This window comes from Saprospira grandis, assembly GCF_027594745.1.
GTDB lineage: Bacteria > Bacteroidota > Bacteroidia > Chitinophagales > Saprospiraceae > Saprospira > Saprospira grandis.
Map to the genome: position 1 here is coordinate 307,932 of NZ_CP110854.1, position 26,477 is coordinate 334,408.

General features: G+C 47.5%; 22 protein-coding genes and 1 pseudogene. 8 read left to right on the top strand and 15 right to left on the bottom strand.

The genetic code is table 11. The features are described from left to right. Window positions 1-48 precede the first annotated feature (48 nt). Window positions 49-1,338 (top strand): annotated as a pseudogene (gene speE / locus OP864_RS01160) (polyamine aminopropyltransferase). Between the two features lie 284 nt (window positions 1,339-1,622). Here the strand turns inward: speE and OP864_RS01165 are convergent. From OP864_RS01165 to OP864_RS01200, 8 genes are all read right to left on the bottom strand, one after another. Further along, window positions 1,623-2,210 carry a 2OG-Fe(II) oxygenase gene (locus tag OP864_RS01165; RefSeq protein WP_270099489.1) on the bottom strand — a complete coding sequence of 196 codons (588 nt, stop codon included), beginning with the start codon at window positions 2,208-2,210 and terminating at the stop codon, window positions 1,623-1,625. A gap of 8 nt (window positions 2,211-2,218) precedes the next feature. Then, window positions 2,219-2,770, bottom strand: coding sequence for a 3'-5' exonuclease (locus tag OP864_RS01170; RefSeq protein ID WP_270099490.1), 552 nt, complete (start codon window positions 2,768-2,770; stop codon window positions 2,219-2,221). Window positions 2,771-2,813: 43 nt separating this feature from the next. Continuing rightward, entirely contained in the window at window positions 2,814-3,167 is a 354-nt protein-coding gene (locus OP864_RS01175; protein WP_270099491.1) for a hypothetical protein, read from the bottom strand. Window positions 3,168-3,299: 132 nt separating this feature from the next. After that, a complete protein-coding gene (locus tag OP864_RS01180; RefSeq protein ID WP_270099492.1) occupies window positions 3,300-3,794 on the bottom strand; it encodes a hypothetical protein in 495 nt (164 codons plus the stop codon). A gap of 36 nt (window positions 3,795-3,830) precedes the next feature. Beyond that, the gene (locus OP864_RS01185) at window positions 3,831-5,477 is read right to left on the bottom strand and encodes a S41 family peptidase (RefSeq protein WP_270099493.1); all 1,647 of its coding nucleotides are present in this window, start codon (window positions 5,475-5,477) and stop codon (window positions 3,831-3,833) included. Between the two features lie 30 nt (window positions 5,478-5,507). Then, window positions 5,508-7,142 carry a S41 family peptidase gene (locus OP864_RS01190; protein WP_270099494.1) on the bottom strand — a complete coding sequence of 545 codons (1,635 nt, stop codon included), beginning with the start codon at window positions 7,140-7,142 and terminating at the stop codon, window positions 5,508-5,510. A gap of 182 nt (window positions 7,143-7,324) precedes the next feature. Next, window positions 7,325-8,161, bottom strand: a complete 837-nt coding sequence (gene murI / locus OP864_RS01195; RefSeq protein WP_014373324.1) for a glutamate racemase — start codon at window positions 8,159-8,161, stop codon at window positions 7,325-7,327. An 840-nt stretch (window positions 8,162-9,001) separates the two neighbouring features. Continuing rightward, window positions 9,002-9,646 carry an alpha/beta hydrolase gene (locus OP864_RS01200; protein ID WP_270099495.1) on the bottom strand — a complete coding sequence of 215 codons (645 nt, stop codon included), beginning with the start codon at window positions 9,644-9,646 and terminating at the stop codon, window positions 9,002-9,004. Between the two features lie 36 nt (window positions 9,647-9,682). On the opposite strand from OP864_RS01200, the gene OP864_RS01205 reads away from it, so the two are divergent. The 3 genes from OP864_RS01205 to porG all read left to right on the top strand — a co-directional run bounded on the left by OP864_RS01205 (window position 9,683) and on the right by porG (window position 13,544). Next, window positions 9,683-11,098 carry a hypothetical protein gene (locus tag OP864_RS01205; RefSeq protein ID WP_270099496.1) on the top strand — a complete coding sequence of 472 codons (1,416 nt, stop codon included), beginning with the start codon at window positions 9,683-9,685 and terminating at the stop codon, window positions 11,096-11,098. A 45-nt stretch (window positions 11,099-11,143) separates the two neighbouring features. After that, window positions 11,144-12,598, top strand: a complete 1,455-nt coding sequence (locus OP864_RS01210) for a leucine-rich repeat domain-containing protein (protein WP_270099497.1) — start codon at window positions 11,144-11,146, stop codon at window positions 12,596-12,598. Window positions 12,599-12,731: 133 nt separating this feature from the next. Beyond that, entirely contained in the window at window positions 12,732-13,544 is an 813-nt protein-coding gene (gene porG / locus OP864_RS01215) for a type IX secretion system protein PorG (RefSeq protein ID WP_270099498.1), read from the top strand. Between the two features lie 206 nt (window positions 13,545-13,750). Here porG and OP864_RS01220 read toward each other — a convergent pair whose 3' ends face one another. Then, window positions 13,751-14,095: a DUF5684 domain-containing protein gene (locus OP864_RS01220; RefSeq protein ID WP_270099499.1), complete on the bottom strand. Its 345-nt coding sequence runs from the start codon at window positions 14,093-14,095 to the stop codon at window positions 13,751-13,753. Window positions 14,096-14,195: 100 nt separating this feature from the next. Between OP864_RS01220 and rpiB the strand changes: the two genes are divergently transcribed. After that, window positions 14,196-14,645: a ribose 5-phosphate isomerase B gene (gene rpiB, locus OP864_RS01225; RefSeq protein ID WP_014373331.1), complete on the top strand. Its 450-nt coding sequence runs from the start codon at window positions 14,196-14,198 to the stop codon at window positions 14,643-14,645. Window positions 14,646-14,907: 262 nt separating this feature from the next. After that, window positions 14,908-17,106 carry a VIT domain-containing protein gene (locus OP864_RS01230; protein WP_270099500.1) on the top strand — a complete coding sequence of 733 codons (2,199 nt, stop codon included), beginning with the start codon at window positions 14,908-14,910 and terminating at the stop codon, window positions 17,104-17,106. Window positions 17,107-17,163: 57 nt separating this feature from the next. Here OP864_RS01230 and fabD read toward each other — a convergent pair whose 3' ends face one another. Together fabD and OP864_RS01240 are read right to left on the bottom strand one after the other, a co-directional pair. After that, window positions 17,164-18,045 (bottom strand): ACP S-malonyltransferase, encoded by an 882-nt coding sequence (gene fabD, locus OP864_RS01235; protein WP_270099501.1) that lies wholly within the window; start codon window positions 18,043-18,045, stop codon window positions 17,164-17,166. 221 nt (window positions 18,046-18,266) lie between these two features. Beyond that, window positions 18,267-19,361 (bottom strand): Mrp/NBP35 family ATP-binding protein, encoded by a 1,095-nt coding sequence (locus OP864_RS01240; RefSeq protein ID WP_270099502.1) that lies wholly within the window; start codon window positions 19,359-19,361, stop codon window positions 18,267-18,269. A 108-nt stretch (window positions 19,362-19,469) separates the two neighbouring features. Here OP864_RS01240 and OP864_RS01245 point away from each other — a divergent pair, with 108 nt between their 5' ends. Then, window positions 19,470-20,303, top strand: coding sequence for an ion transporter (locus tag OP864_RS01245; protein ID WP_270099503.1), 834 nt, complete (start codon window positions 19,470-19,472; stop codon window positions 20,301-20,303). A 410-nt stretch (window positions 20,304-20,713) separates the two neighbouring features. Here OP864_RS01245 and OP864_RS01250 read toward each other — a convergent pair whose 3' ends face one another. Genes OP864_RS01250 through OP864_RS01260 form a run of 3 tightly spaced genes read right to left on the bottom strand, consistent with a single transcriptional unit; the run spans window position 20,714 to window position 24,037 of the window. Next, window positions 20,714-21,655, bottom strand: coding sequence for a hypothetical protein (locus OP864_RS01250; RefSeq protein WP_270099504.1), 942 nt, complete (start codon window positions 21,653-21,655; stop codon window positions 20,714-20,716). A 41-nt stretch (window positions 21,656-21,696) separates the two neighbouring features. Continuing rightward, on the bottom strand, window positions 21,697-22,344 hold the full coding sequence (locus OP864_RS01255) for a hypothetical protein (protein WP_270099505.1): 648 nt from the start codon (window positions 22,342-22,344) through the stop codon (window positions 21,697-21,699). 10 nt (window positions 22,345-22,354) lie between these two features. Then, window positions 22,355-24,037 carry a 1-acyl-sn-glycerol-3-phosphate acyltransferase gene (locus OP864_RS01260; RefSeq protein WP_270099506.1) on the bottom strand — a complete coding sequence of 561 codons (1,683 nt, stop codon included), beginning with the start codon at window positions 24,035-24,037 and terminating at the stop codon, window positions 22,355-22,357. Window positions 24,038-24,455: 418 nt separating this feature from the next. Here OP864_RS01260 and prmA point away from each other — a divergent pair, with 418 nt between their 5' ends. Then, window positions 24,456-25,286 (top strand): 50S ribosomal protein L11 methyltransferase, encoded by an 831-nt coding sequence (prmA, locus tag OP864_RS01265; RefSeq protein ID WP_270099507.1) that lies wholly within the window; start codon window positions 24,456-24,458, stop codon window positions 25,284-25,286. 206 nt (window positions 25,287-25,492) lie between these two features. Here the strand turns inward: prmA and blaOXA are convergent, their stop codons facing one another. Beyond that, window positions 25,493-26,320 (bottom strand): class D beta-lactamase, encoded by an 828-nt coding sequence (gene blaOXA / locus OP864_RS01270; protein WP_270099508.1) that lies wholly within the window; start codon window positions 26,318-26,320, stop codon window positions 25,493-25,495. Between the last annotated feature and the right edge of the window lie 157 nt (window positions 26,321-26,477).

The following is a 26,477-nucleotide window of genomic DNA, read 5'->3' on the forward strand; positions in this document are numbered from 1 at the left end:
CATTTTTTTCATGCAGCTCTTGCTGCGCACAACTTTCACATTTAGCTGATGAGCAAGACTTTAGGAAGACACATTTTGGTTGAGTTTTTTGGTTGTTCACCTGACATTCTCAACGATGTTATCACCATTGAAAAATCTATGGTAAATGCCGCTCTTGAGGCCCAAGCAACGGTCATCAATGCGACTTTTCACCACTTCTCTCCTTATGGCGTTTCTGGCGTTGTCGTTATTCAAGAAAGCCACTTGGCCATTCATACTTGGCCAGAGTACGGTTATGCTGCGGTAGACCTTTTTACCTGTGGCGATGAGGTAAACCCTTGGATTTCTTATGACTACCTCAAAACAGCTTTTGAGGCAGATTATGGTTCGGCCATGGAGATCAACCGCGGTCAAGCGGACTTGCTCAAGCGAGTAAACATTGACCACCTGCTCAAAGAGCGACAGGGCACCGAGTCGCAACTAGAGCATAAGGTTAAATTTAGCCGCAATGTTTGGTTTACCGATAAGGATGAAAACCTAGCGCTTTCTCTTCGTCATACCGGCAATTTGCTCTACCGCAAAAAGTCTGATTTTCAGACTGTTCAGGTTCTAGAATCTCATGCCTTTGGCAAGATGTTGACTATTGACAACCTTATTATGACTACAGAAAAGGATGAGTTCATCTATCATGAGATGATTACGCATCCGGCCATGTTGAGCCATGCTGCCCCCAAAGACATTTTGGTGATTGGTGGTGGTGATGGAGGAACTGTTCGCGAGTTGTTCCGTCATGATTCGGTAGAAAAGGTGACTATGGTAGAAATTGACGGCAATGTGGTAGAAGCTTGTAAGGAGCATTTGCCTCAGATTGCGGCGGCTTTTGACCATCCTAATTTGGACCTCAAAATTGCCGACGGCATTGCTTATGTAGCTGAAGCGGCTGCAGAAAGCTTTGATATTATCATTGTAGATGGCAGTGACCCTGCTGGTCCAGCAGAGGGACTTTTCTCTGAGGCCTTCTACAAAAATGTATAAAAGGCCCTTAAAAAGGATGGTATTTTGGTATTGCAGAGCGAAAGCCCGCATTTCCATCAAAAAGCCTTTGTTGAGCTCAACCACTGTCTAAAGGATATTTTTGGTGCTGAGGCGGTAGAGGTATACTTGGCTCAGATTCCTACTTATCCTACGGGTACTTGGAGCTTTACTATGGCGAGCAAAGATGGGCAGGCCAAATTGCCTCAGCTTGATCAGGCGGCGGCCAATGCTTTTTCTGAGAAGCATGGCTTGAGCTACTATGATGGGGCGGTACATCAGGCGGCTTTTGCTTTGCCTCCCTTTGTTCGTAAGATGTTGAAATAAGGTTTAGGCCTTAATAGATAAGGAGCGCAGACTTTCCATTGGGGGAGGCTGCGCTTTTTTGGGTCCAAATGGGCGGCGAAGCCGCCCCTGGCCGCAGGCCAGCATGGCCCAGCGCTGCGCAGCCGTGGCCGAAGGCCAGACCAAGCAGGCAAAGCCTGCGAAGGGCCGAGCAGACTTGCGAGCGGCGCAGCATAGCGGCGGCCGCCCGCCCTATTTGGGGCGGCCGCGGGCCCCAAAACCGCATAAAAAAAACAGCTAGCAGAAAACTACTAACTGTTGAGTAATTACTTGAGCATCCAAGCGGTAATGCTGAGTCGAGCTCGTTTGGCGGGCAGGACGGCATGTGGCAACTCATGGCTTCTGAAGCAGACGAATCGGCCAGCTTTGGGGGCAATTTTTACTTCTTGGCCATTGGGGAGTTGGAGCAAGAGCTCTCCCCCATCGGTATCTGCCCAATTTTCATTGAGGTAAAAAATGGCGGAAAACTGTCGGCGGCTATCGTGTTGAAAGCGATCGACATGCATTTTATAAAAGCTGCCTATATCGTAGAAGGCGTAGTGCATTTCTGCGCTGCGCAGGCCCGTATAGCAGCTGCGGTTAAGATAGTGCAGAAAGCCCATCAGGGCCTGTTGGTACTGGGCTTCTAGGGTTTGTGGGCTATGGGGTTCTATCCAGAGAATCTGGTCATTTCGGATAGTGGTATGCTGGGCAGCTTGTTGGCCGATGCCAGCGGTTTTGAACTTAGATTGGGCTTTTTGGGCCAGCAAATAAGTTCGGATTTGGGCCACAAAAGGGGCTGGCAGAAAATCATCTACCAGCCCGTAGCCCTGCTCAATAATCCCAGTAATTAGGGATTCGTATTTTTCTTCCATTCAAGGGATTAAAAGCGCCATTGGTTGGCGTACTTAACAAAAATTTTGGCCAAATTGATTGCGTCATCAATACCTCGGTGGTGGGCGCCTTCAAACTCAAAGCCTTCTCGTTCGACGGCTCTTTTGAGGCCAATTTCTCGGCGGATGCCCTTAATGCGGGGATATTGATGTTTGAGGCTAATGTGTTTATCGGTCCAATCGGCCGGTAAATCGTGTAGCTTACAATTTCGGGCTAAAGCCTTGCGGTCAAAGAAACCCCAAGAGCAGAGCAAGTAGTCTTCGCCTTTTGTTAGGCCGATCCAATCTTGAAAATCCTCGATTACGGTAGGAAATTCATCGGCTTGGTTGACCTCTATTTGGCTGATTCCGGTTAGTTGCGTACAAAAATCGGAGAGTTGTGGATGTTCGCTTGGGCGGACAAAGCTCTCGAATCTGGATTGTAGTTCGGCGTATTCATTAAAGAGAAGAGCGCCGATTTCGATAATTTCTTGGCTGCGCCCCCGTCGTTCCACATCAGTTTTCCAACAGGTAGCTTCTAGATCATAAATGATAAAGTTCATAATATTTTTTGGAGTAAGTTCAATAAAAGCGGGGGCGGCCAGTCTAATCGTCTTTTTTGAGTCGTTCGGCCTCTTCTTCCTCCTCCTCGCTTTGGCTAGCTTCATCGAGGATAGCGGCATCATCTTCATCGTCTAGGCCAAAGTCATCGCGAAGGGTTCCGTCATCATCGTAATCGTCATCATCTTCAATGATTTGTTCGGCTTCACGAATTGTCATACGGACCAAATAGTAAACATCTTCGCACTCGAAGGGGAGTGCAGAAACCAGCTTACCGTTTCGGTCGGTATATTTGACGAGGTGCTGGGCAAAACCCCGAGGGTAGCGGAGTTTAATTTGATCAAGGGTTTCTTCTGCTAGGGCATCATAATCCTTGATAATGCGTTTTTTGCTGTTCACAACTTGCTAATTTAAGTGGTGGTGTATAAGGTTATTATTCTTGTCTTTTTAAATCCGTCTATTGGGCCTATTGGCTTAGGGCCGCAAAACTTGCAAAAAAAGCTTAAATCCTCAAGTGAAAATCAAAAAAAATTAAGGTCTTAATCCTTCGCCTGCTTTGATCTGAATTTGCTCTACCTCTTGGTAGAGGATCTTGGCATAAGCGTCTAACTCTAAACTTAGGATTTCGGTTTCATTTTCGAGAACAATCCAGTAGGTATAATGGCCAAGGGGGTGTTGGGTGGCCAAGACATAGCTAATGGTTCTGTCGGCATATTCTTTTTCTAAGAAGCGCTTAATGGCCAGGGTAAAGGCAGAGGGTTCCACCTCCATTTCTGATTTGAGCCATTTGCCGAGCTCATCAAAGTAGGCCAAGACATAGATTCCGTTGGCTTCATCCCAAAATTGGCCCTGATAGCTGCTATCTACCTCCTGCCAGATGGCTTGTTTGACCTGGGCTTGGGGATATTTAGTTTCAAAAGCGGTTTGGACCTTTTTGGGGAGCTTGTGGGGGGCAATATTGGCTGTTCTTTGCGCCCAGCTAGGGCTGCTCAGGGCCAATAGTAAGAGAAAAAAGAGGTATTTCATCGTTTTCTGTTCATTAGTTCTAAGAAAGTCAGCTACTTAAGGCATAAGCAAGCGCTGATATTTTTTCTTTTTCCCCAACAATTCTAGGGCCATATCGAGGCAATGATCAGCCTTTATACTATGGGCAATAGCTGCAGCTCTTAGTTTTTCTTGCGCCACAATTTCGACCTCTAAGAGATGTAGAATTTCATCCTTGGCGGCCAGTAGTTTGTTGCGCTCTTGGCTGCGGAGTCCTTTTTCTAGGGCCTTTAGTTCTTTATTAAGGGCTGTTTTTAGGGCTCCTTCCTGATCGAGTTTTTGCTCAAACTGCTCGAAGGCCAAGGCCGTTTTGCTCTTTTTAAGGTAAGCGTTTTTATCCATCAGGGCCATAAAATCATCAAAGTCTTTGGCCTGAAGGCTCCATTTATCCAAATTTTCGGGCAGTTTATGCTGGCTGCGATAGGCTACGCCAAAGTCAAAAATAGCGGGGCTGGCCAAGAGCTGTTTTTTCAAGCTCAACCATTCCTGATTTTCATGTACTAAATCGGGGCGAATGCCACCGCCATCATAGACCTTTCTACCCGCTAGGGTACTAAAGGCTTGTCGCAGAGAGTCGGCAATCACTTTTGGAGCTCCATTTTCATATTCTAGCGATTGGATACAGCGGCCCGAGGGAATATAATAGCGGGCGGTAGTGAGCTTGAGCTTGGCTCCATGCGGCAAGTCTACCGTATTTTGCACCAAGCCTTTTCCAAAAGAACGCTGCCCAACAATAACGCCTCGGTCCAAGTCTTGGATTGCGCCCGCCACAATTTCTGAGGCAGAGGCCGAACGCTCATTGATGAGCACCGCCAAGGCAATGCTGCTATCTATGGGCATATTGAGGGTTCTAAAGATTTGCTGTTGCGACTTCTCTCGGCCCTGAATAGAAACGACTTCCCGCCCTCTGGGCACAAAGACATTGATGACATTGACGGCCTCGCTCAATAAGCCGCCCGTATTGCCTCTAAGGTCGAGAATCACGCCATTGAGCTTTTCTTTTTCTTGCAAGGCCTCTAGGGCTTCCCCTAAATGCTGCCCCGCCTTTTCTGAAAAGGTAGTGAGCGAGAAGTAGGCAATTTTTCCCGGCAAAACCTCATAATGCGGAAGATTATTGATGAGGATATTTTGGCGGCGCAGGCTAAATGTTAGCTTTTTGCTCTGCCCCGGCCGATGCACGGTCAATTGCATGGCCTGCCCCATTTTTCCTCTCAACTCTTGGCTGATTTCTGAAAGGGCTTTGCCTTTTAAAGATACCTCATCAATAAAAAGAAGGGTGTCTCCGGCCATAAGGCCCGCCTTATGGGCTGGACCATCGGGGTAAATGGCCGTAATTAAGCCGCCCGAAGCCGTGGCCCGCACTCGGGTTCCTATGCCCGCATAGCTGCCCGTAATAGAAGAGCGAAAACGCTCTACTTCTTGGGCTGGAATATAAGTGGTGTAGGGGTCTAAGCTCTTAAGCATGGCATCCAAGCCCGATTTCATCAAATCTTCAGGCGGCACCTCATCTACATAGTAGGTATTGAGCTCTCTAAATACATTAGAGTAGAGCTCTAGGTTCTTAGCAATTTCAAACTCATCGGTTAGGGTGGTGGCCAAACCTATCCCGCCCCCCAAAATGAGAAAAGCGAAAAACAGTTTCTTGGCTGATTGTATGGCAAACATCTTTGTAATCGGTTTTAATATGGAGTGAATTTACTTTTCTGGCGCTTCCAAAAGCTGATCGAAGGCCTTTGCATCCCCAAAAAGGGCAATGGCGGCCTTTACTTCTTTATCCTCTTTCAATCGAGCCATAATAACTTGGTCCTCGCTATAATAACGACGCAAAATGGCCTGACGAAGCTGAATAGATAAGGCCGCTTTTTCTTGATTCAATAGCCGCTTTTTTTCTGCTCGGATTTTGGCCCGCAAGGCCTCAAAAGCCGCCTTTTCCGAGGCGTATTTTTTCTCTTCTTTGGCCGTTTTCTCTAGCTTGGCCAATTCTTTTTCCGAGGGCAACTCAAAAGCATAGTTTTTCTGGGCCAAAAACTGCAGATAGTCCGCATATAACTGCTCCGATACCTGAAACTCCAAGGCGGGGGCAATGCTGTCTACTTTCTGCCGAAAATCATTGGCAAATTCAAAGAGTAAACGACTTTCCGTTATCGCATCCAATAAGTATTTGGTTTCGGCCAAAGCTATTTTATAGTCCGGCTCCAAACCGCCTCCATCAAATACTTCTCGGCCATTTTCGGTGCTAAAGCTGCTCCGCAAAGAGTCGTCCATCCGCTTAGACTTCCCTCCTTTGTAGGCTAGGGCCTGAATACAACGGCCCGAGGGAATATGATAACGGGCAGTGGTCAGTTTGACCTTAGAGTTGTAGCCAATATCATAGGTGTTTTGCACCAAACCTTTACCAAAAGATCGCTGCCCCAACAATACCCCTCTGTCGTAGTCTTGTATGGCCCCCGCTACAATCTCTGAGGCCGAGGCCGACTGCCCATTGACCAAAACAATTAAGGGAATTTGGCTGTCTAATGGCTGCTTTTGTGTACTAAAAGAACGATCCCAATTAGCTACCTTATTTTTGGTGTAGACAATCAATTTGTTCTTGGGCAAAAAGACATTGCAAAGCGCTACCGCTTCGATCAAAAGCCCCCCACCATTGTCTCGCAAATCTAAAATGACTTGCTTGGGGTTGTGTTTTTCCTGCAGTTCTTGCAAAGCGTTAGAGACATTACCTCCAGCTCGCTCCGTAAAGGTGGTCAACACAATATAGGCCGTGCTATCGTCCAACATACTATAATAAGGAACGTTTTTTCGTTCTACCTTGGTCCGTGTTAGGTTATGCTCCTCCGAGGCAGCCACTCCCCTACGCGTTTCTACCAATACCTGCGTGCCCGCTTTTCCATGCAAACTCCGCTCGATATCCTCTAGCTTTTTGCCCGAAATATCGCTGCCATCTATCCGCAAGAGCTCATCCCCAATCTGAATGCCCGCCGCCTTAGCTGCCGAACCATCCACCAATTCATTGACCAATACTTTCCCTTTATATTCAATGAGCTCCATGCCGACCCCATCCCAAGAGCCCTTAAAGTTGATGCGAAATTGCTCAATCTGGGCCTCCGAAAAGTAGTTGGTATAGGGGTCCAAACTGCCATTCATCGAGTCTATGGCTATGCGCATCAGGGCCGTCGGCTCAGGCTCTTCTACATAATAGCGATTCACGGAGCGGTAGGCGGCCGCAAATATTTCCATGCTCTGGGCCAAACGAAGCAGCCGACCCCCACTGGCCAAACTCAGCCCCGCTAAAAGCAGTAGCCCTAAGGGCCAAAATTTTCTGTATTTCATACTGTTTTTTGTTTCTTTTTTTTGGGGCTTCCCCGCCCTGCGGGCGGGTCGGGCTCTGTCGCAGCTCGCTATTCGCTCGGCCCTTCGCTTTTTTTCGCTATCGCTTCAAAAAAGCTTGGTCTGGCCCTGCGGGCCACTGCTTTCCATCCCTAAGCCTGCGGCCGCTTCGCGGCCTGTAGGACCTATGTTTTGGCAAAGCTCAAGCCCTCTTCTTTCCAATCCAATTCTTGCAAATGCAGTTTGCGCTTATAAAAAAGTGCGGTGGCCTTCTCAAAAGAAGGCGTATAATCGGTAACATAAAACTGGGCCAAGGGGGCCAGATCTGTTTTGGCTTGCATATCATTTTGGACCAACTGCGCCTTTACTTCTTCTACTACTGCCGCAATAGAGTCAAAAACAGCCACTCGGCCCTCATAAAAGGCCTCTATCTCTGGCCGAATAAGCGGATAATGCGTGCAAGCTAATAAAAGCGCTTCGATATCCTGAAAATCAGGATAGCTGAGGTACTGATGTAAAACGGCCTGACTCACCGCATTGTTAATAAAGCCTTCTTCTATCATAGAGGCCAACATACCCGTAGCCAAAGAACTAACGGCAATATCTGGCCTTAAGGCCTGCAATTGCTGGGGGTATTGGTCTATTCGAGTAGTGACTTTGGTCCCAATTACACCCACTTTTTTGTAGTTTTTTTGGGCCATGCTTTTTACTAAGGGCGTAATCACATCCACTATCGGTAGGCGATCCCCCCAATAGGCTTTGAGCCGCCCCAAAGCCGCAGCCGAAGCCGTATTGCAAGCAATGACCAGCATTTTGCAGCCTTGCTCTACCAAAAAGCGACTAATGTGCAGGGCATAGTTGGCGATGGCCTCTGGACTCTTCTCCCCATAAGGTAAATGAGCCGTATCGCCCAAATAGATAATAGACTCCTGAGGAAGCGCCTGGCTAATCCCCGCCGCAACGGTAAGTCCACCTATACCCGAATCAAATATGCCGATAGGGCCATGTTTAGCTGTTGCCATAAAGAATATAAAAAGATTTTGGGCCAATGCCCGTTTGTGCTGCAGATTTAAGTTTTTCTTTCATTAGGCCTAAATATAAGCTTGAACTTAGTTAAAACCAACTGTCCTTTGCCCTCAAGGCTATTTTTGCCTCCTTAAGGCTGTTTTAAATTTTGTGCCTGCCCTTTTTGCTGCCTAGGGACAAGCTCCTGGGCGACTATTGGCCAAATCCTAACCATCTAAAGACCCACATTTTATTCTAATACACAAAATCCTGAACAGTCCCGAACAGTCCCCTCATCAATGATGTCTGGGGTATCATCAACAACCGCTGAACTATCATCAATGATGTCTGGAGCATCATCAACGACCGCTGAACTATTATCAATGATGTCTGGAGCATCATCAACGACCGCTGAACTATTATCAATGATGTCTGGAGCATCATCAACGACCGCTGAACTATTATCAATGATGTCTGGGGTATCATTAACGATACTAAAAAGGTCATTCTCTAGCTCTTTGAATAAGTTCAGTAAGTCAGTACTTTAACTTATTGCTAACAATTGGCCCCTTAGGCGGTTTAGCAGGCGGCGAAGCCGCCGCAGGCCTAGCGATGTGCAGCAGTGGCCCGCAGGGCCAGACCGAAGCCCGAAGGGCTGAAGGGCCGAGCGAAGAGCGAGCTGCGAAACGTAGCGCCTGCCACAGGCAGGAGGCCCCAAAATAGCAGCGAGCTGCGACAACAAGGACTTTAGTCCGTCTTCGACGACCAAAGGGAGTAAACGCCGCAAGGCGAAACCGCAGCGACAACAAAGACTTTAGTCTACAGTTCGACGACTGAAAGGAGTAACGCCTCACCCCTTAATCATTATCTTCATGAATAGTCTTAAGAACCCTTTTATCGATGCGGTGTGGGCCATCAAAAAGTTGGATATGGGGCGGCTGGGGCAAGTTTTTCCAGAAAGCGATTTGTTGTTCTAGGCGTTCTTTTGGGAAATAGGCATCTTGCTGGCCACAGACCCAATGGAACTGAATCTGGGTTAAAAACTCGCTCTGAACATCTAGCTCGGGCGGGGCATCGGCGGCCCAGATAATCAACTTATTTAGCCTTTGGGGTTGGCGGTGCAAGGCCCAGCGGAGGGCCGTGGCGCCCCCTTGCGAAAAGCCCAGCAAATGGAACTTTGCCTGGGGCGGAAACTGCGGGGCCAGATGCGCGTAAAGCTGGTCTAGATAGGCTAGATAATCCTTAATTTCGTCTTCTCGGTGGTTTTTGGTCATCCAAGAATGGCCAATCTGGCCACTGCTGGCCTTCCAGTAAAAAGAAGAAAGCGCCTCGGGGGCGATGACAAAAGTATGGGGCAGCTCGGCAAACTTTTGGGGCAGGCGGCTGGCATCTTGGCCATAGCCATGTAGGGCCAAATAAATATGCTGAGTTTGGGCATTCAGCTCGCCTAAAGTGTGGTAGTGAGCGGTTTTTTTAACGGTCAGACGTTCTGTTTTCTGCATAGTTTTTACTTTTTTGGACCCTAAAATAAGAAATTCATGCTCTCTCCCCCACTCTCTTCTTCTCGGCCTTGGGCCAAGATAGCTGCTTATAGCCTAGCTATCTCACTGATGGTCCTTGTTTTTAGTTGTCAGAAATGGCTGATGGCCTCTCCTATTATGTTTGACATTTGGTCTTATTATGCCTATTTGCCCGCCACTTTTATAGAGGGCGATTTGAGCTTGAGTTTTTTGGATGAGCATCCGGAATACATTGACTTATACTATCAGCCTGTTTATACGGAAGATGGGGATCGGATCATTAAGATGAGCATGGGCCTAGCGGTTATTTACTCGCCTTATTTTTTCTTGGGGCATCTTTGGGCGCATTTGCATACGGGCATGGCGGCCAATGGATTTTCTCAGCCCTATCAGATTACGTTGATGTTGGCGGGGCCAATTCATTTGCTCATTGGGCTATTGAGTTTGCGAAAATTCTTGTTGGCCTATGTGTGTGAAAAAGTGGTAGCTTGGACCTTTATATTTATTGTTTTGGGCAGTAATTTGGCCTATTATGCCTCTAATGATGGACCGATGCCGCATGTTCACAACTTCATGCTCTTTAGTTTATTTTTAAGGGGGACACAACTTTGGTTTAGGGAGCAGAGCTGGAAACATACGATTTGGCTGGGGCTGTTGTCTGGCCTCATCGTTTTGGTTCGGCCCAATAACGTCTTGATTGGCCTGAGTTTTATCTTTTTTGGGGTATATCATTGGCAGAGCTTGAAGGCGCAGCTGCAGTTATTTTGGAACAATGCCCCCAAGCTGGGGAGTCTGTTAGCCTTGGCCTTTTTGGTCCTATTGCCGCAGCTCTTCTACTGGAAATACGTTTCTGGCGACTGGATTTGCTACTCCTACAAAAACGGCCAATATACAGAGGGTTTCTTCTTTGATCGGCCTAAAATCTACTTAGGTTTATTTTCCTATACCAAAGGTTGGTTGCTCTACAGCCCCTTGATGATAGTAGCTATTTTGGGCTTATTTCGCTTGCCCAAAGGCCTGCGCTGGGCCTTTCCGATCTATCTACTGCTCAACAGCTACATCATTTTATCTTGGTGGTGTTGGTGGTATGGGGGCAGCTTTGGGCATCGGGCCTTTATTGATGTTTATCCCTTTTTGAGTTTGGGCTTTGCGCTTTTCTTTCAGGCCTTTTTTAATTGGTCGAGGCTATTGCGTTGGGGAGTGGGTAGTGTACTGGGGGTATTTTTAGCCTTCAGTATGTTTCAGACTTGGCAATACATTGAGGGCATTATACATTGGGACAGCATGTCGAAAAAGACCTATTGGGATCATTTTTTACGGACCGAAAAGACGGCAGATTATGAGGAATGGCTCATTATTCCCGACTATGAGGCGGCCTTAAAGGGAGAAGTTTCTTATTGGAACGACTACCGAAAAAAGGAAGAAAAAGAGTAGAAAAGGTTTTTTATCTTTGTGGATAAACCATACAAATTCACTAAGATGAAACTAAGCTTTTCGCTCTGCCTTTGGCTATTGAGCAACTCTATTTTATTGGCCCAGCTCAATATGAGCCCGGGGCCATCGGGTCAAGCCAAGGCCGTCAAAGAACAGTATTTGGACCTAGAAGACGGTCGTCGGCTTTTGCAAGCCGAGCGTTTAGCTGATTTAGATATTAGCTACCAAGCCCTTGTACTAGAAGAGGAGGCGCTCAGTGAATTGCCGGCTACAATTGGCCAATATAGCGAGCTGCGTTACCTTTCGCTTTGGGGGCAAGAAACCCTAGAAGAGCTGCCCGAAGAAATTGGCCAGCTACAAAATTTAGAAGTCTTAATCCTAAATAGTACGGGGATCAAGCGCTTGCCCGCCAGCATTGGGCAGCTCCAAAACCTCCGAATATTGGACCTAGGCAATTGCCAACTGCAGGAGCTGCCCGAAGGGCTGGGCCAACTCCAAAATCTAGAAGCGCTTAACCTGTCGGCTAATCAACTAGAAGAGCTCCCCCCTAGCATTGGCCAATTGCAGGCCCTAAAAATGGCCGACCTAAGCAGCAACCGCCTGCAAGAGCTGCCCAATGAATTTTCCCAACTGACCCAACTAGAAGAACTGGCCCTAGAAAATAACCTGCTCTCTTTTCTGCCCTCTAACTTTGGCGGATTAGTTGCCCTAAAAACATTAGTGCTCGCCGAAAACCAACTGGACCAACTGCCGGCCTCTCTTGGCCAACTAAAACAACTAGAACTATTAGAACTCCAAGATAATGACCTTGGCCAACTTCCCGCCCAAATTGGCCAACTCCAAAGCCTAGTAGAACTAGACCTATCGGATAACTTTCTGCAGCAACTACCCCCAGAAATTGGCCAACTTCAAGCCTTGAAAAGCCTATTTATTACGGAAAACGAACTGCAGCAACTGCCCGCAGAGTTTGCCCAGCTCAAAAACTTGCAAGAACTACAATTGCAAGAAAATAAGTTGACAGCCCTGCCCCGAAATTTTGGTAAATTGAGTCAGCTAGAAGAGCTGCAGCTCTCCGAAAATAAGTTGGAGGCCCTGCCCAAATCCATCAAAAGACTCAAAAAACTCTCTAGCCTAAACCTGAGCAATAATGAAATTTACCTCTTTCCCAAAAATGCTTCTGGCATCAAAAATTTAATCGCCCTAGACCTAGAAGGGAATTACATAGAAGAACTTCCAGAGGAAATTCAAGAGCTCCAAAACCTAGAGTTTTTGATCCTTTATGATAACGAACTCCGCAATTTGCCCCCCTATTTACAAGATTTAAGCGCCCTGCGCCGTTTAGATATTAGCGATAATGAATTTGAGGCTTTTCCAGAAGTCCTCTACCAAATGCGCCAACTCAAAGACCTCATCCTAAATGTAGATCAGTTTGAGCCCACTAAAATACAAACCCTAAAAAACCGCCTACTCAACTGTAATATAGGCGCCTATGAAGGCTAGCCAATCGTTTTTTACCCTCACTTCTTTAAAAACAATAGCGATCGATTCAAATTTTACCTTTTCTTGCATATTTTTTGCGCCTTTGCGCCAAGCCCTAATTTAACCCTTGCGCAAGCCTGACTAAACAACTATTATGAAACGATTTGCATTGCTTTTTATCTTTGCCGCGCTCTCTCTGAGCTCCCTATCGGCCCAAAGAAACTGGGAACTGGGCGCAGGAGCGGGCCTAGCCTCCTATTTTGGCGACCTCAACCCCTTTTTTACGGTCAAACACCCCGGCCCAGCCATTAACCTGCTCGCTCGCAAAAATTTTGATGGCCGCATTTGCCTGCGCCTCAATGCGGGCTTTGCCCATGTTTGGGCCGATGATGCCCAATCGGCTAGTGATTATGCCCAAGCCCGCAACCTCCGATTTCAATCTAATGTCCTCGAAGGCTCGGCAATTATCGAGTTTAATTTCCAAGATTTTCATGGCGATAGCCGAGACGATGCCGATATCTCCCCCTACCTTTTTGCTGGGGCCGGCATGATGTATTTCAACCCCCAAACCCGCTACAATGATGTGCTCTACGACCTACAACCACTGGGCACCGAGGGCCAAGCTCCCGGCCAAGAATATAGCCTCTTTAGCCCGGTCGTGATTCTGGGCATCGGCCTCAAATTCCATGTCGATTATCACTGGAGCTGGAATGTAGAGTTGGGCCATAGGGCTACTTTTACCGACTATCTCGATGATGTCAGCGGCAGCTACGCCAATGTGCAAACCGTTGGCGATTATAATGGGACCATCGCCGCCGCCCTCTCCGATCGCTCGATCGAAATTTCAGATGTTCGCCTAGGTGGCAATGGCCGACAAAGAGGCGACAGCAGCACCAAAGATAGCTATATGATGCTTACGGTGGGCTTTTCTTACCGCTTTATGCCCCTGCATTGTCCTGCTTATTAAGAGGTTTTGGGGCTTGCCCGCCCTGCGGGCGGGCCGGGCTGTGCCGCAGCTCGCAGGTCTGCTCGGCCCTTCAGCCCTTCGGGCTTCGGTCTGGCCCTGCGGGCCACTGCTTTCCATCCCTAAGCCAATCGAAAAGGCAGCGATGCTGCCAAAAGAAAAAGGAGCAAACAGAAAATTCTGTTTGCTCCTTTTTTGCGCCTTCCCGACTAGCCAAAATGGTCCAACTCATCTAGTTTTCCCTCATAGTTGGCCTCGCCAAAGCCCAGTAAAGGGAGAAAGACGAAAGGCAAAAAAATCATCCCCATGGCAAAGCCTGTTCCCTTGCCAAAACGCTTGGCAATTTCTATGGGCACCACAAAAATGGGAATAATCGGCAGGATAATCCACCAAAGGGGCTTTTCGGCAATTTCTAAAGCCACAATAATATTATAGATCGGCACAATAGCCGCCCAGCCGGGTTTGCCCGCCTTCTCAAAAATTTTCCAGCTGCCTGCAATGATGCCAAAAACGACCAAGAGGTAGACAATCAGGAGTACAATTATACTTGCCATAATAATTAAGTTCTTCTTTTTAATCCGTTGCAAAGCATAAATTAGGTATTTTTGCTAGTAAATTGCCGCTTATTCTATTAAAACTAAAAAAATATATCCCATGCTAAGCAGTACTATTGCCCTGGCAGGCGATCATGCCGGATTTGATTATAAAGAAGCCCTCAAGGCGGTTCTGATTGAAAAAGGCTATAGCGTAAAAGATTTTGGTCCAAATGCTAGTGATTCTGTAGATTACCCCGACTATATTCACCCTATGGCCCAAGCCATGGAAGAAGGCGACTTTAAGCTGGGTATTATTGTCTGCGGCAGCGGAAATGGGGTGGCCATTACCGCCAATAAATATCCGCATATTCGGGCGGCCCTTTGCTGGTTGCCAGAGCTAGCTAGTCTGGCCCGCCAACACAATGATGCCAATGTTTTGGCCCTGCCCGCTCGCTTTATTGAGCTAGAGGCAGCCAAAAATATTCTGGATAGCTTTTTATCTGCCGACTTTGAGGGAGGGCGCCACGCCCGCCGAGTTGCTAAAATTGCCGATGGCCTTAATTTTTAAGCCGAGAGAAAGAAAAAAAAAGAGAGCTTTGGCTCTCTTTTTTTTTGGCTGAGGGGCTGTAGCAGGGCCGCCGAAGGCGGCAGACCAAAGCGGCTTTGCCGCTGCAGGGCCGAGCAGACCTGCGAGCTGCGAAATGGCCCGACCCGAGCGCAGCGAGTGGGCAGCCCCAAAAAAACAATCTTAAAATCGTTCTGCACTGCGCCAAAATGGCCATAATTGCATCTTATAAGGTATAGATTCAATTCACTTAACAGCTATCCTTATGAAATTATTGATGTCTTTTTGTCTGCTGCTCCTCAGTCTCCCTATTTGGGCCAGCGGCTTTCTGATTGTGATGCCCGACGGTAGTGGCAATGGCCGACAAGTTCTGTTTCCACTAGAAAACCGCAGCACGCAGGTTGAAGTAGAAGTTAGCGATTTTATGGCCTCTACTTCCATTAAACAAACCTTTTATAACCCAACAAACAGCCGCTTAGAAGCTTATTTTTTGTTTCCTGTGCCCAAGGAGGTCGTGATTCAGCGATTTGCCATGACGGTGAACGGAAAAATGCAGGAGGCCGAGCTGCTAGATGCCAAAAAGGCCAAACAAATTTATGAACAAATTGTGCGGCAGGCCAAAGATCCCGCCCTGCTCGAATACTACAACCAAGAACTGTTTAAGGTCCGAATTTTCCCGATTGAGCCCCGCTCCGAGCAAAAAATTGAGCTGACTTACCATCAGGCACTCAAAAAAGATGATGGAGGTTTGAGCTATAGACTGCCCATGAATAGCGCTAAATTTTCGGCCAAACCCATCCAAAACATCAGCCTGCGATTAAAACTCAAAAACCAGCAAGCGATCAAAAATGTCTATAGTCCTAGCCATGAAATTGAACTCATCCGCAAAGGCGAAAAGGCGGCTAGCGTAGGTTTTGAGCAAAAAAATGTACGGCCCGATCGAGATTTTGAGCTCTATTGGCGAGCCGAAGATAAGGCCATTAGCAGCTCTTTGTTGCAATACCAAAAGGGCAAAGAAGATGGCTATTTCTTCCTCAATTTGAGCCCAGGCTGGACCGACCCCAAAGCCGTGATGGCCAAGGATGTCGTCTTTGTTTTTGACAAATCGGGCTCTATGTCGGGCAAAAAAATGGAGCAAGCCCAAAAAGCCCTAAAATTCTGCGTGGATAATCTAGGACCAGAAGATCGCTTTGAGCTAATCCCTTATTCTACCGAGGCCCAAAGCCTTTTTGGGCAGCTCAAAAGCAATAGCAAAACCAACCGAGAAGAGGCCAAAGAATATATTGACGAGCTGCGGGCCATTGGCGGCACCAATATCGAAGAAGCCCTGCAAATGGCCCTCGACCGCAAAGAAAAAAAGGCCAAACGTCCATTTTTCGTCATCTTCATGACCGATGGCAAACCCACTATTGGCGAAATTGAGCCGCAGGCCCTTTTAGATAAATTGGCGGGCTACCAAAAAGACCAGGTCCGCATTTTCACCTTTGGCATTGGTAGCGATATCAATACTAAATTATTGGACCAAATGACCGAGATGTCTAAAGGCTATCGCGATTATGCCCTAGAAGATGAAGATTTAGAACTCAAACTCTCTAACTTCTACCTCAAGGCCGCCTCTCCCGTCCTCAGCAATATCGAATTGGTCTTTGATAAAAATGTAAAAGTAGAACAACTCTATCCCCGCAAAACCGAGGACCTCTTCCGTGGCGAAAGCCTCAATATTATGGGCCGCTACAAAGGCGAGGGACCCGCTAAGCTCCAACTTAAGGCCCTAGTTAATGGCAAGGAAAAAACCTTTGAGTTTCAACTGGATTTCAAGAAAAAGCAGGAGGAACACAGCTTTATTCCCGACCTTTGGGCTCTTAGAGCCGTGGGCTATCTTTTGGACCAAATCCGCTTTAATGGCGAACAAGAAGAGCTCAAACAAGAGGTCATCCGCCTAGCCAAAAAGCACGGCATTATTACCCCCTACACCAGTTATTTGATTGTGGAGGACCAGCCAATTGCGAGAAACCCAGGCATTCGTCCTATTCCTAGACGAGCCCCTCATGTTTTTCAGGAAGAACTAGACGATGAGCTGCAAAGAGATGCTGCCCAAGGACTCAAAGAGAGCTCTGGAACGGCTTCTGTTCGGGCTTCTCGACGGTTCAAAAAGATGAATCAGGCCCAAAACATGGCCGAAATGGAGCAAGAACGAGCCGAACTAAACAATAAAGACTTGGCTCAAGATAATGCCTCGGCTATTGTCAACCGCTCTGGCCGTGCCCTCTACCGACAAGGCAATAATTGGGTGGATGCCAATTATCTACTGCTAGATGAAGCGCCCAAAAACCTACGTCGGGTGGCCTTTAATTCTAAGGAATACTTTAAGCTACTCGAAGAAGATGGCCTGCAAGACATTCTGGCCCTCGGCAATAACATTACCTTCGAATGGAAGGAGGAATGGATCGAAATTTATGAATAAAGCAAAAAGGCCAGCTCTGAGAAGAGCTGGCCTTTTTTATCGGTCCAAAATGCGCAATTACTTGAGCATTTCCATGCCTACGCTACGGTCAATTTTGCGAAGCATACCCAACAAGATGCGGCCACGGCCACCTACTTCGGTAAACTCCTGCATACCGTCTGCAATCATTTTCTCTACCGATTGCTGCCAGCGCACCGCCCCCGTCAATTGCTGAATCAAATTCTGCTTGATGACTTCTGGGTCTTGGCTCGGACTAGCTGTCACATTTTGGTAAATGGGACAGAAGGGCGCATTAAACTGTGTTTGCTCAATAGCCGCTTGCAAACGATCTTGGGCCATTTTCATCAAAGGAGAGTGGAAAGCCCCACCTACCTTGAGGGGAATCACCTTGGCTCCAGCTTCCTTCAATGCTTCAGAGGCTTTGGCCACCCCTTCTACAGAACCCGAAATCACCAATTGGCTGGGGTTATTGTAGTTGGCTGGCACCACCACTTCTTCCACTTCTGCGCAGATCTTCTCCACCAATTCGATGTCACGGCTCATAATGGCCGCCATGGTTCCCTCTACCGCTTCACAAGCCGCTTGCATAGCCAAAGCCCGCTCAGAAACCAACTTAAGGGCCTCTTCAAAAGAGAGCGCGCCACAGGCAACAAGGGCCGTAAACTCGCCCAAAGAGTGGCCCGCCACCGCTTGGGGACGATCCGCCTCTTCTACCTTGGTCAAATAGGTAATGATGGCATGCAAAAACACCGCTGGCTGCGTAATTCTGGTCTGTAGCAAATCTTCTTCGCTACCCTTGCGCATGACTTCCGTAATATCAAATCCAAGAATCTCATTGGCTTGAGCAAAAAGGGCTTGGGCCTGCTCAGAACTTTGGTAAAGCTCCTCGCCCATGCCTGCAAATTGGGCGCCTTGGCCCGGAAAAATAAAGGCTTTCATATAAAGGTTGAGTTATTTCTAATTTTATTTTGGGGCTGCCCCGCCCTGCGGGCGGGTCGGGCTGTTTATTCCCGTTGGTCATCGAACTGGCGCCCCTATAGGGGCTGGTTGTCGCAGCTCGCTGCTCGCTCGGTCCTGCGGCGGCTGGGTCTGGCCTAACGGCCACTGCTGTCCATCCCTCAGCCGAATTGGCCCCTGCGGGGCCAATTTTGGACCAGCGGCTATGATTGAACATTCACCATAGAAGTGGGCGGCATGGCCTCATTTCTAATGGCTACCTGCCGCAAGGTCTGACGAGCCACATTCATAAAGGCTTCTTTGGTCATGGGGTCTTCATTCAGAATGGCGGGCAAGCCATTGTCGCCCCCCTCACGGATGGCCTGCACCAAGGGAATTTGGCCCAAAAGTACGCTATTCGATTCTTTGGCCAATTGCTTGCCGCCTCCTTGTCCAAAGATGTAGTATTTATTGTTGGGCAGTTCGGCTGGCGTAAACCAAGCCATATTTTCCACTACGCCCAAAATGGGAACATTCACATTGGGTAGACGGAACATATTCATGCCTTTAACGGCATCGGCCAAAGAGACCTCTTGGGGGGTAGTGACCATCACAGCCCCGGTTACGGCTACCGTTTGGACCAAAGTGAGCTGCACATCTCCGGTGCCTGGAGGCAAATCAATAATCAAATAATCCAGCTCGGGCCATAGGCAATCTTGAAAAAACTGCTTGATGATTCCCGCCAAACGAGGTCCACGAAGCACCACCGCCTGTTCTGGCTCAATAATATAGCCCATAGAAATAGAAGGAATTCCATATTTTTCAATGGGAACAATTTTAGGCTGTCCATCTACATCCTTAATTTTGGGCCGCTGCTTTTGCAAGCCCAACATAGTCGGCAAAGAAGGGCCATAAACATCGGCATCCATAATGCCCACTCTAGCACCAAGGGCCTTTAGGCCTAAGGCTAAATTGAGGGCAACTGTGCTTTTCCCTACGCCCCCTTTTCCTGAAGCTACGGCAATAATATTCTTAATCTGCGGCACAATAGAAGTTGGGGCCGTTTGGACCACCGTCGTTTTTACATGTATATGCACCTCGGCCTCTGGAAAAACCGAATTGACAGCTGCTATACAGGCAAAGTTGAGGCTGTTTTTGGTCCCACTATCCATATTGGCTGGCAAAAGTAGGCTAAAACTGACATTCTGCTCATCAGTTTCAAGCTGCTCCACCATTCGAGCCGAGATAATGTCCTCTCCCGATTTGGGGTCCTTGACCTCTCGGAGTGCCTCGATAATTTTTTGTTTATTCAGTTCCATAAAATGAACGCTTTTTTAGATGACTGGCTTTTGCTATCTTCAGGCAAACGCCCCCCATCTGAATATGTTTGACAAAAGGGGGCTCAAAACTACGCAACAAAAATTAAAATGAAGAGAACAGAGCGCCCCAAAAATTGGGCAGCTTGGCGAGAACGGCTGCATGTGATTATCTTTGAGGCCGATACCTTGGCCGGAAAAACCTTTGATGTCTTGCTGCTCATCGCCATCTTTTGTAGTGTTTTGGCGGTTTCTCTAGAGAGTGTGCAAGAGTACCAAAAGGACTACGGAACCCTATTTTATGTCCTAGAATGGGTCTTTACTATTTTCTTTAGCCTAGAGTATATCTTACGGATTATGGCGGTTTATCAGGCTAGGCGCTATGTCTTTAGCTTTTTTGGCATTATTGATTTATTGTCTATTCTTCCGACTTATTTGGGCCTGTTTTTCCCTATTTCTGGGGGCTTATTAACGGTTCGGGCGCTGCGGCTCATCCGTATTTTTCGGATTTTCAAGCTAGGGGGCTTTCTCAATGAGGGCAATCTCCTCTTGGGCGCACTCTACCGCTCTAGGGCCAAAATTACCGTTTTTCTCAGCTTTATTAGTTTGTTGGTGGTGGTTTTGGGCAGCCTGATGTACCTCATTGAGGGGCAGGCTGGCTCTGGTTTCACCTCTATTCCCCGCAGTATTTACTGGGCCATTGTCACCCTTACTACTGTGGGCTATGGCGATATTGCTCCGGCCACCCCTTTGGGCCAATTTGTGGCCGCCCTCATTATGATTTTGGGCTATGGCGTGATTGCGGTCCCTACGGGCATGGTTACGGCCGAAATCATACAACAAGAAAGAGGGAGTACGCCTAGCACCCAAGTTTGCAAAGCTTGCCTAAAAGAGGGCCATGCTCAAGATGCGATTTACTGTAAATATTGTGGCGAAGAACTATAAGCTCATAGAAAGACTTCCTTGTAGCTAACAAGAAGCTGTTCGCAATAAAAAAGTGGGCTTTGTGCCTGACAAGAAGCTATTCGCAATAAAAAAGTGGGCCTTGTGCCTGACAAGAAGCTATCTGAAAATTACAAATCCCCTCAAGAGGCTTACTTTTACGGTTTTACAGGCCCGAAGGGCCGCAGGCCACAACAAGCCCTTTAGGGCGCAGTTCGACGACCAAAGGGAGTAACCGATGTGAAGCAGTGGCCGTCAGGCCAGACCGAGCAAAAACTTGTTTTTTGCGAAGGGCCGAGCGAACAGCGAGCTGCGGAAGGTAGCGCCGCAGCTTTGCTGCGGAGGCCCCTAAAAAAACAGAAAAAGGCCTAGCTCCTTACAGAACTAGACCTTTATATTAGAGAGAAATCCTCTTATTTTTTGACAATCACAACAATTTTGTCGGTTTTCCAGAACTCCTCGGCATTATTGACCTCTAGGCGGTTGCCATTGATGGTATAAGAGCTTTCGGGGCGAGCGGGGAGCACGGCAATGATATCGCCTTCGGTGCCACATTCGATTTGGTTGCTCTCAAAATAATTGATGCTCGAGCTATTGGCTCGGACGGCAGACTGGTACTGCTTGGTCAGTTTCATGGTAAAGCGGCTAAGGATGCCTTTTCGGCGGAGGGTTTTCTTACTTCCGCAGGCCACATAACCTTTAGCTTGCTCATCGATAAAGACATTTTTGCGGTTAAGCTCCTCGATAGTCGTGGTGAGTTGGCGGTTCGTGCTTTCGAGGTCTTCATTTTTAGTTTTGAGTTCCTCATAGGCTTCGGCTAGGTTGCCTTCGCTTTCGAGCAGCTGCGACTCCATTTTAGAGAGTGCGGTACGTAGGCCATCGATTACGCCTTGGGCCTCTTCTAGTTCCTTCTCTTTGGCCATTACCTTTGTTTCGGCCTGAGAGATCATTTTGCGGAGCTGTTCATTTTCGATGCGGAAGCTATTGAGGCGGGCCTGCATTTGGCGGGCTTGGCCATTAGACTTCTCGTTGGCATCTTTGAGGGCTTGGAGGCGGGCAATAATCGTTTGACGTTGAGAGATATCGCCAGACATCTCCTTGCTTTGGCTCAGCTTCTGAATTTCCTTATCGCGGGTTTCGATAGCACGAAGCGTATCCTCAATAGCGTTAAGCGTTTCGATGGTTTCGGAGTATTCGCCACGAATTAGGCGGTCCTCCTCGCTCATGGCATTGAGTTTTTGTTGAATAGCTGCATTTTCATCTAGCAACTGTTCGTATTCTGACTTATAATTATTGCAAGCTGAAAAAAGAAAGCTAGCGAGCAACAAAAAGCTAAAAAGGTAGGTGGTGCGCATAAAAAAGCTACTTCATTAGAAAGTGATGATAATAGATGGTTTTACTTGAGTCGCCAGTACTGTTTGGGGTCTACTGACTCGATAATCAGCTCGCCATTTTTGAGATAAGGCAGGGCTGGCGAGAGGTCGAGGACAAAATCCTGTTGTTCTCCCACTTGCTTGAGGAAGATGATGGTATAGGGAGCTTGTTGTTCGATGCGGCCAGTAATTTGGCAGCGGATATCGTTAGAGAGGTGCACATCAGCCAGGAAGCTGCCATCGGTTTCGTTGAGTTCGACAAACTTCATGGAGAGAATTTCCTTATCGGCGGCATGTTCATACTCTACTTTACCCACAAAAGGCTTAGCGGTTAAGATCTCCTTGGAGGGTAATTTAATACTTTTTTGAATATTTGCGAGGGCCTCTTGGGCTTCGGCTTTTCGTTTTCCTTCTGGAAAGTCGGCCAAATATTTTTTATAAAAATAGACGCGGTTTTCCATTTGGGCCTGTGCAAAGAGCAGGCGTTCTTTTTTGTTGGCCAGTTGCTCTTTAAAGCTATGCTCGGGATATTGGCTGGCAAAGCTATCGAGGGCAGCTAAGCTATTGGCTTTTTCGGCAGTTTGCCAGGCGGCCTCTTCTTCTGGAGATACATTGGGGCCGCAACTAAAGAGCAGCAGGGCTAGGGGCAGCCATAGGAGACGGTAATACATCTTTAGGGTTTTAAATTTTAATCAATCGGTGCAGGCCATAGGCCTTCATGCGGTTGTGGTAATAATATAGCAAATTGAGGTCTTCACTTTCATAACAGCCCTCTTTTTTGTTCCAAAAAAGAGGTTTATTGACATGAAATGCGCCAATATTTTGCAGGCCATCGGCCACCAATTCTTCTAGGCTATTTTTGGCCAACATCTCTGATAGTTTGAGTTCCCCCTTGGCCTCTAGCTCTTTTAGGGCAGTTCGGAGCAGCTTCAAGTTATCAAAGAGCAGGGCTTGGCTAATTCGGCGTTCTTCTTTTGGCAAACGCAAGATACCGTATAAATCTTGTTCTTTTTGTCTTGCTTTAATAATATTGAAGGCCGTAAAAGCCAAAAGATGGCTAGAAAGGACCACATTTTCCACCCTAAAGCGTTCAACAATTTTATCGGCTAGGCGCTCGGTATAGACCTCATTGCGTTGGCGATCATAGCAAAGTTGCCCCGCAGAAGTATAATAATCTTTAAGGTCCACTTCTCGACCTTGGGGGTCTAGGCTACGTCCCTCTTCATCTACAAAGTTGCCCATAACGTCCATGGGTTGCCCAAAATTGACCAAAATCTCAGAGCTATTATAGACAAATTGCCGTAGATACTTCAGAATACCCATAGCGCTAAATCCGCTACCTTCAGGGATATAGAGTTCCTTACCCGTATACTTCAGATGCTGTTCGATTAGGCTTTTGGCCTCTAGCACAAAGTGGTAATTGAGGACCACGGGTACAATGTAAACCTTATTTTTCTCTCCTCTTTCCAAAACCGCTCCTTGGGCATCAATGGCTGTACCGAGCAGGCCCAACTTCAGGCGTTCTTCTAGGGCGCCATCTCTAGAGCGGGTACCGCCCGGAAAAAAGAGCGAGTGCACCCCTCTTTCAATAGAAAGTTGAGAAAAGGACTTCAGGCTTTCTAGGTAAAAAGGGTTTTTCTTTCGCCGGTCTAAGGTATAGGCCCCCAATCGGCTAAAGAAATAGGACATAATTTTATTATTGAACAGATTGAGCCCTGCCCCATAAGAAAAGGCCAACATACCGATTCTATCGGCGGCCCAGCCAATCAGAATAGAATCTAGATTAGAAAAGTGCGTAGGCACAAAGACCACCGTTCCCTTATCGACCAAAGAGCGCAGCTCTTCTACATGCCCAGAAATCCGCAATTTTTTGCGCAAATCGGCCTTGCGGATCGTTAGGGTATTAAGGATAGAATTGAAGAGCATGGGCAGAAGAATTCGGGCCAATTTATAGGTAGAGATCTTAAAATCTCCCGTAATTTCTTCTGTGTAACGTCTCAATATTCGCTCAGAAAGTTGCTCATGATGCGCCTGGGCTTCGGCCCCTTCCAATTTGGCCCCCTTAACCAATTTTCGGCGGATATCGCCCCAAAAATCGAGTTCATCTGGGGGGTCTACTTTCCAAGGGTTTTCTAAAATTCGTTGTCGTTCTTTATAGACTACGGCAGCAATTTTCTGGGCCAACTCTCCCCCTTTTTTCTGGGCAATCAAGCGGTCTTGCGTAAAGGCCACAAGCTGGTCCATAAACGCTTTTTTATCTCGATACAATTGATTGATGGGCCATTTATTGAGGTCCTCAATCACAGAGGGCAAGGGATAGGCTTTTTCTGCCTGATAAGACTGATCCTCCTGTTCTATTTTCATGTAAAGGGGCTTAAATGAAAAATTAAAGTGTATTTTTGCAGGCCAATAAGGGCCCAAATTACTCTTTTTTTATTTTGGGGCCTCCCCTCGCCTTTAGGGGCTCGGGGCGGTTACTCCCTTTGGTCGTCGAACTGCGGCCTAAAGGCCTTGTTGTCGTTTATTCCCGTTGGTCATCGAACTGGCGCCTCTTCGAGGCTGGTTGTCGCAGCTCGCTGTTGTTTTGGGGCCTCCTGCAGCAAAGCTGCAGGCGCTACGTTTCGCAGCTCGCTATTCGCTCGGCCCTGCGGCGGCTTTGCCGCCTAGGTCTGGCCTGCGGCCACTGCTCCACATCGCTAGGCCGTTCGGCCTACGGCCGCTAGAGAGAGTGGCCATTCCAATTTATGATATTTTGCTGGGCCTACAAACATATAAAAAACTTATGCAAACTTACCTTTCTTTTTCCTTTTCGGTAGCTGAAGAAGACCAACAAGAGCAGTTAATTGCGCTTTTGGCCGATTTTCCCTTTGAGGGTTTTCAGCAAGAGGAGGAGGCCCTAACGGCCTTTTTGCCTCAGTCTGCCCTAGATGAGCAGCTAAAAAGATTTTTGACCCAATTGGCGCCCAAATGGCCAGAGGCCCAAATTACAGAAATTGCGCCTACCAACTGGAATGCCCAGTGGGAGTCGGATTATCAGCCCGTTGAAGTAGATGACTTCTGTCTTATTCGGGCCAATTTTCATGCGCCTGCGGCAAAACATATTGAGCATGAGATTGTCATTACGCCCAAAATGTCTTTTGGTACTGGGCATCATGCTACTACCTATATGGTTTTGCAGGCCATGCGTCCTTTGGACCTAAAAGGCAAAAAGGTCATGGATTTTGGTTGTGGTACAGCCGTTTTGGCCATCATGGCGGCCTATTTGGGGGCCAAAGATATTTTTGCCTTTGATTTTGATCCTTGGGCCTATGAAAACTCGGTGGAGAATGTGGCCAACAACTGTCCTGAGGCGCCTTTGCGTTTGGCCCAGGGGGGAAGCGAATTATTGGAGGGCGAAACAGATTATGATTTAATTTTGGCCAACATCAATCGCAATGTGATTTTATCTTCTATGTCGGATATGGTGGCGGCCTTAAAGCCTGGCGGGCAATTGATTTGCTCTGGCTTTTTGGAGGAAGATATTCCCTTGATTATAGAAAAGGGCCAAGGGCTCCGTTTATTGGAGCAGAAAGCTCGAGAAAAGTGGCGTTGCCTCATTTTTGAGAAAGGCTAAATGCGAAAAGCAGAGGAAGATCTTCCTCTGCTTTTTTTTGGTCCAAATTCTGGGTGTAGGGGCGAGCGTAGCGAGCCGGCTGAGGGATGGGCAGCAGTGGCCCGAAGGGCCAGACCAAAGCGCGAAGCGCTGCAGGGCCGAGCGAACAGCGAGCTGCGATACAGCCCGACCCGAGCGCAGCGAGTGGGCAGCCCCAAAAAAGATGCTTATTGTAATAACAAATCGATAGCTTTTAAGGTGACTTCTTTTCTGGCGGCGGTAAACTTATCGAGTTCTAGGCCTTCTTTTGGGACGATATTCGTGGCAAAAAAGTAGGTTTTGTCTTTGCTTTCGAGGTAGCCAACAAACCAGCCATTATGGTCTCCATTTCGGCTTGCCCAGCCTGTTTTTCCTCTTAGAATATAATCCTCTTCTTGGGTAATAATCATCATTCGGCTCATGATTTCTTTGGTGCGGGCCCTGATGGACAATTGGTCTTGGTAGAACCTTTTCAGAAAATTGATTTGATCAAACTGGCTAATTTTGGAGTTCCCTTCTAGCCAGAATAGGTCAATATTTGATGAGTCTACCTGCATCTCGCCAAAATTCAGTTTAGCGAGTTGTTCCTTCATTCTTTTAGCGCCAATTTTTCTGGCTAATTCTTGGTAGCAAGGGACGCAAGAGTAGTGGAAGGCCTTTTTGAGGCTAAGGTCCTGTTCCCAGCTAGCGAAGGCCCTTGGTTTTTGGTCCCAATAGAAGATTGTACTATCATCTTCGAGCAGGGCGGTTTCTAGCCCAATGATGGAGTGAGGTATTTTGAAGGTAGAGGCGGGTAGGCGTCCTGATTGGGCCCAGTGATACTCATTGGAGTAGTAGGTATTTGTTTGCAGCTCATAGATTAAGATAGCGCCTCGAACATTTGCGGAGTCGAGAATTGCGTGAAACTCTGCTTTAATTTCTTCTTTAGGCCCGGCTATTTCGATCTGTTTTTTGGGCTGGGAGTTGGTGCAAGAAAGGGCTAAGATTAGGATGGCGACAGAAAAGTACTGATACATGGCTAAGTTTGCTATTAGGGGTTTTCAGCTACAATCTTGTAGTTCTGGGGACAAGATAGCGATAAAGCTTGGCCTAAAAAAAACGAAAGCCAGCAACCGTAGCTACTGACTTTCTATCCTGACAATTACACCATCCATCCTTAAATTCTTCTATGAT

Coding starts and splice junctions, on each gene's coding strand:
- OP864_RS01165 (WP_270099489.1), bottom strand. CDS start 2,210: ATGGAAGAAAAATACGAATCCCTAATTACTGGGATTATTGAGCAGGGC.
- OP864_RS01170 (WP_270099490.1), bottom strand. CDS start 2,770: ATGAACTTTATCATTTATGATCTAGAAGCTACCTGTTGGAAAACTGAT.
- OP864_RS01180 (WP_270099492.1), bottom strand. CDS start 3,794: ATGAAATACCTCTTTTTTCTCTTACTATTGGCCCTGAGCAGCCCTAGC.
- OP864_RS01185 (WP_270099493.1), bottom strand. CDS start 5,477: ATGTTTGCCATACAATCAGCCAAGAAACTGTTTTTCGCTTTTCTCATT.
- OP864_RS01190 (WP_270099494.1), bottom strand. CDS start 7,142: ATGAAATACAGAAAATTTTGGCCCTTAGGGCTACTGCTTTTAGCGGGG.
- murI (WP_014373324.1), bottom strand. CDS start 8,161: ATGGCAACAGCTAAACATGGCCCTATCGGCATATTTGATTCGGGTATA.
- OP864_RS01200 (WP_270099495.1), bottom strand. CDS start 9,646: ATGCAGAAAACAGAACGTCTGACCGTTAAAAAAACCGCTCACTACCAC.
- OP864_RS01205 (WP_270099496.1), top strand. CDS start 9,683: ATGCTCTCTCCCCCACTCTCTTCTTCTCGGCCTTGGGCCAAGATAGCT.
- OP864_RS01210 (WP_270099497.1), top strand. CDS start 11,144: ATGAAACTAAGCTTTTCGCTCTGCCTTTGGCTATTGAGCAACTCTATT.
- porG (WP_270099498.1), top strand. CDS start 12,732: ATGAAACGATTTGCATTGCTTTTTATCTTTGCCGCGCTCTCTCTGAGC.
- OP864_RS01220 (WP_270099499.1), bottom strand. CDS start 14,095: ATGGCAAGTATAATTGTACTCCTGATTGTCTACCTCTTGGTCGTTTTT.
- rpiB (WP_014373331.1), top strand. CDS start 14,196: ATGCTAAGCAGTACTATTGCCCTGGCAGGCGATCATGCCGGATTTGAT.
- OP864_RS01230 (WP_270099500.1), top strand. CDS start 14,908: ATGAAATTATTGATGTCTTTTTGTCTGCTGCTCCTCAGTCTCCCTATT.
- fabD (WP_270099501.1), bottom strand. CDS start 18,045: ATGAAAGCCTTTATTTTTCCGGGCCAAGGCGCCCAATTTGCAGGCATG.
- OP864_RS01240 (WP_270099502.1), bottom strand. CDS start 19,361: ATGGAACTGAATAAACAAAAAATTATCGAGGCACTCCGAGAGGTCAAG.
- OP864_RS01245 (WP_270099503.1), top strand. CDS start 19,470: ATGAAGAGAACAGAGCGCCCCAAAAATTGGGCAGCTTGGCGAGAACGG.
- OP864_RS01250 (WP_270099504.1), bottom strand. CDS start 21,655: ATGCGCACCACCTACCTTTTTAGCTTTTTGTTGCTCGCTAGCTTTCTT.
- OP864_RS01255 (WP_270099505.1), bottom strand. CDS start 22,344: ATGTATTACCGTCTCCTATGGCTGCCCCTAGCCCTGCTGCTCTTTAGT.
- OP864_RS01260 (WP_270099506.1), bottom strand. CDS start 24,037: ATGAAAATAGAACAGGAGGATCAGTCTTATCAGGCAGAAAAAGCCTAT.
- prmA (WP_270099507.1), top strand. CDS start 24,456: ATGCAAACTTACCTTTCTTTTTCCTTTTCGGTAGCTGAAGAAGACCAA.
- blaOXA (WP_270099508.1), bottom strand. CDS start 26,320: ATGTATCAGTACTTTTCTGTCGCCATCCTAATCTTAGCCCTTTCTTGC.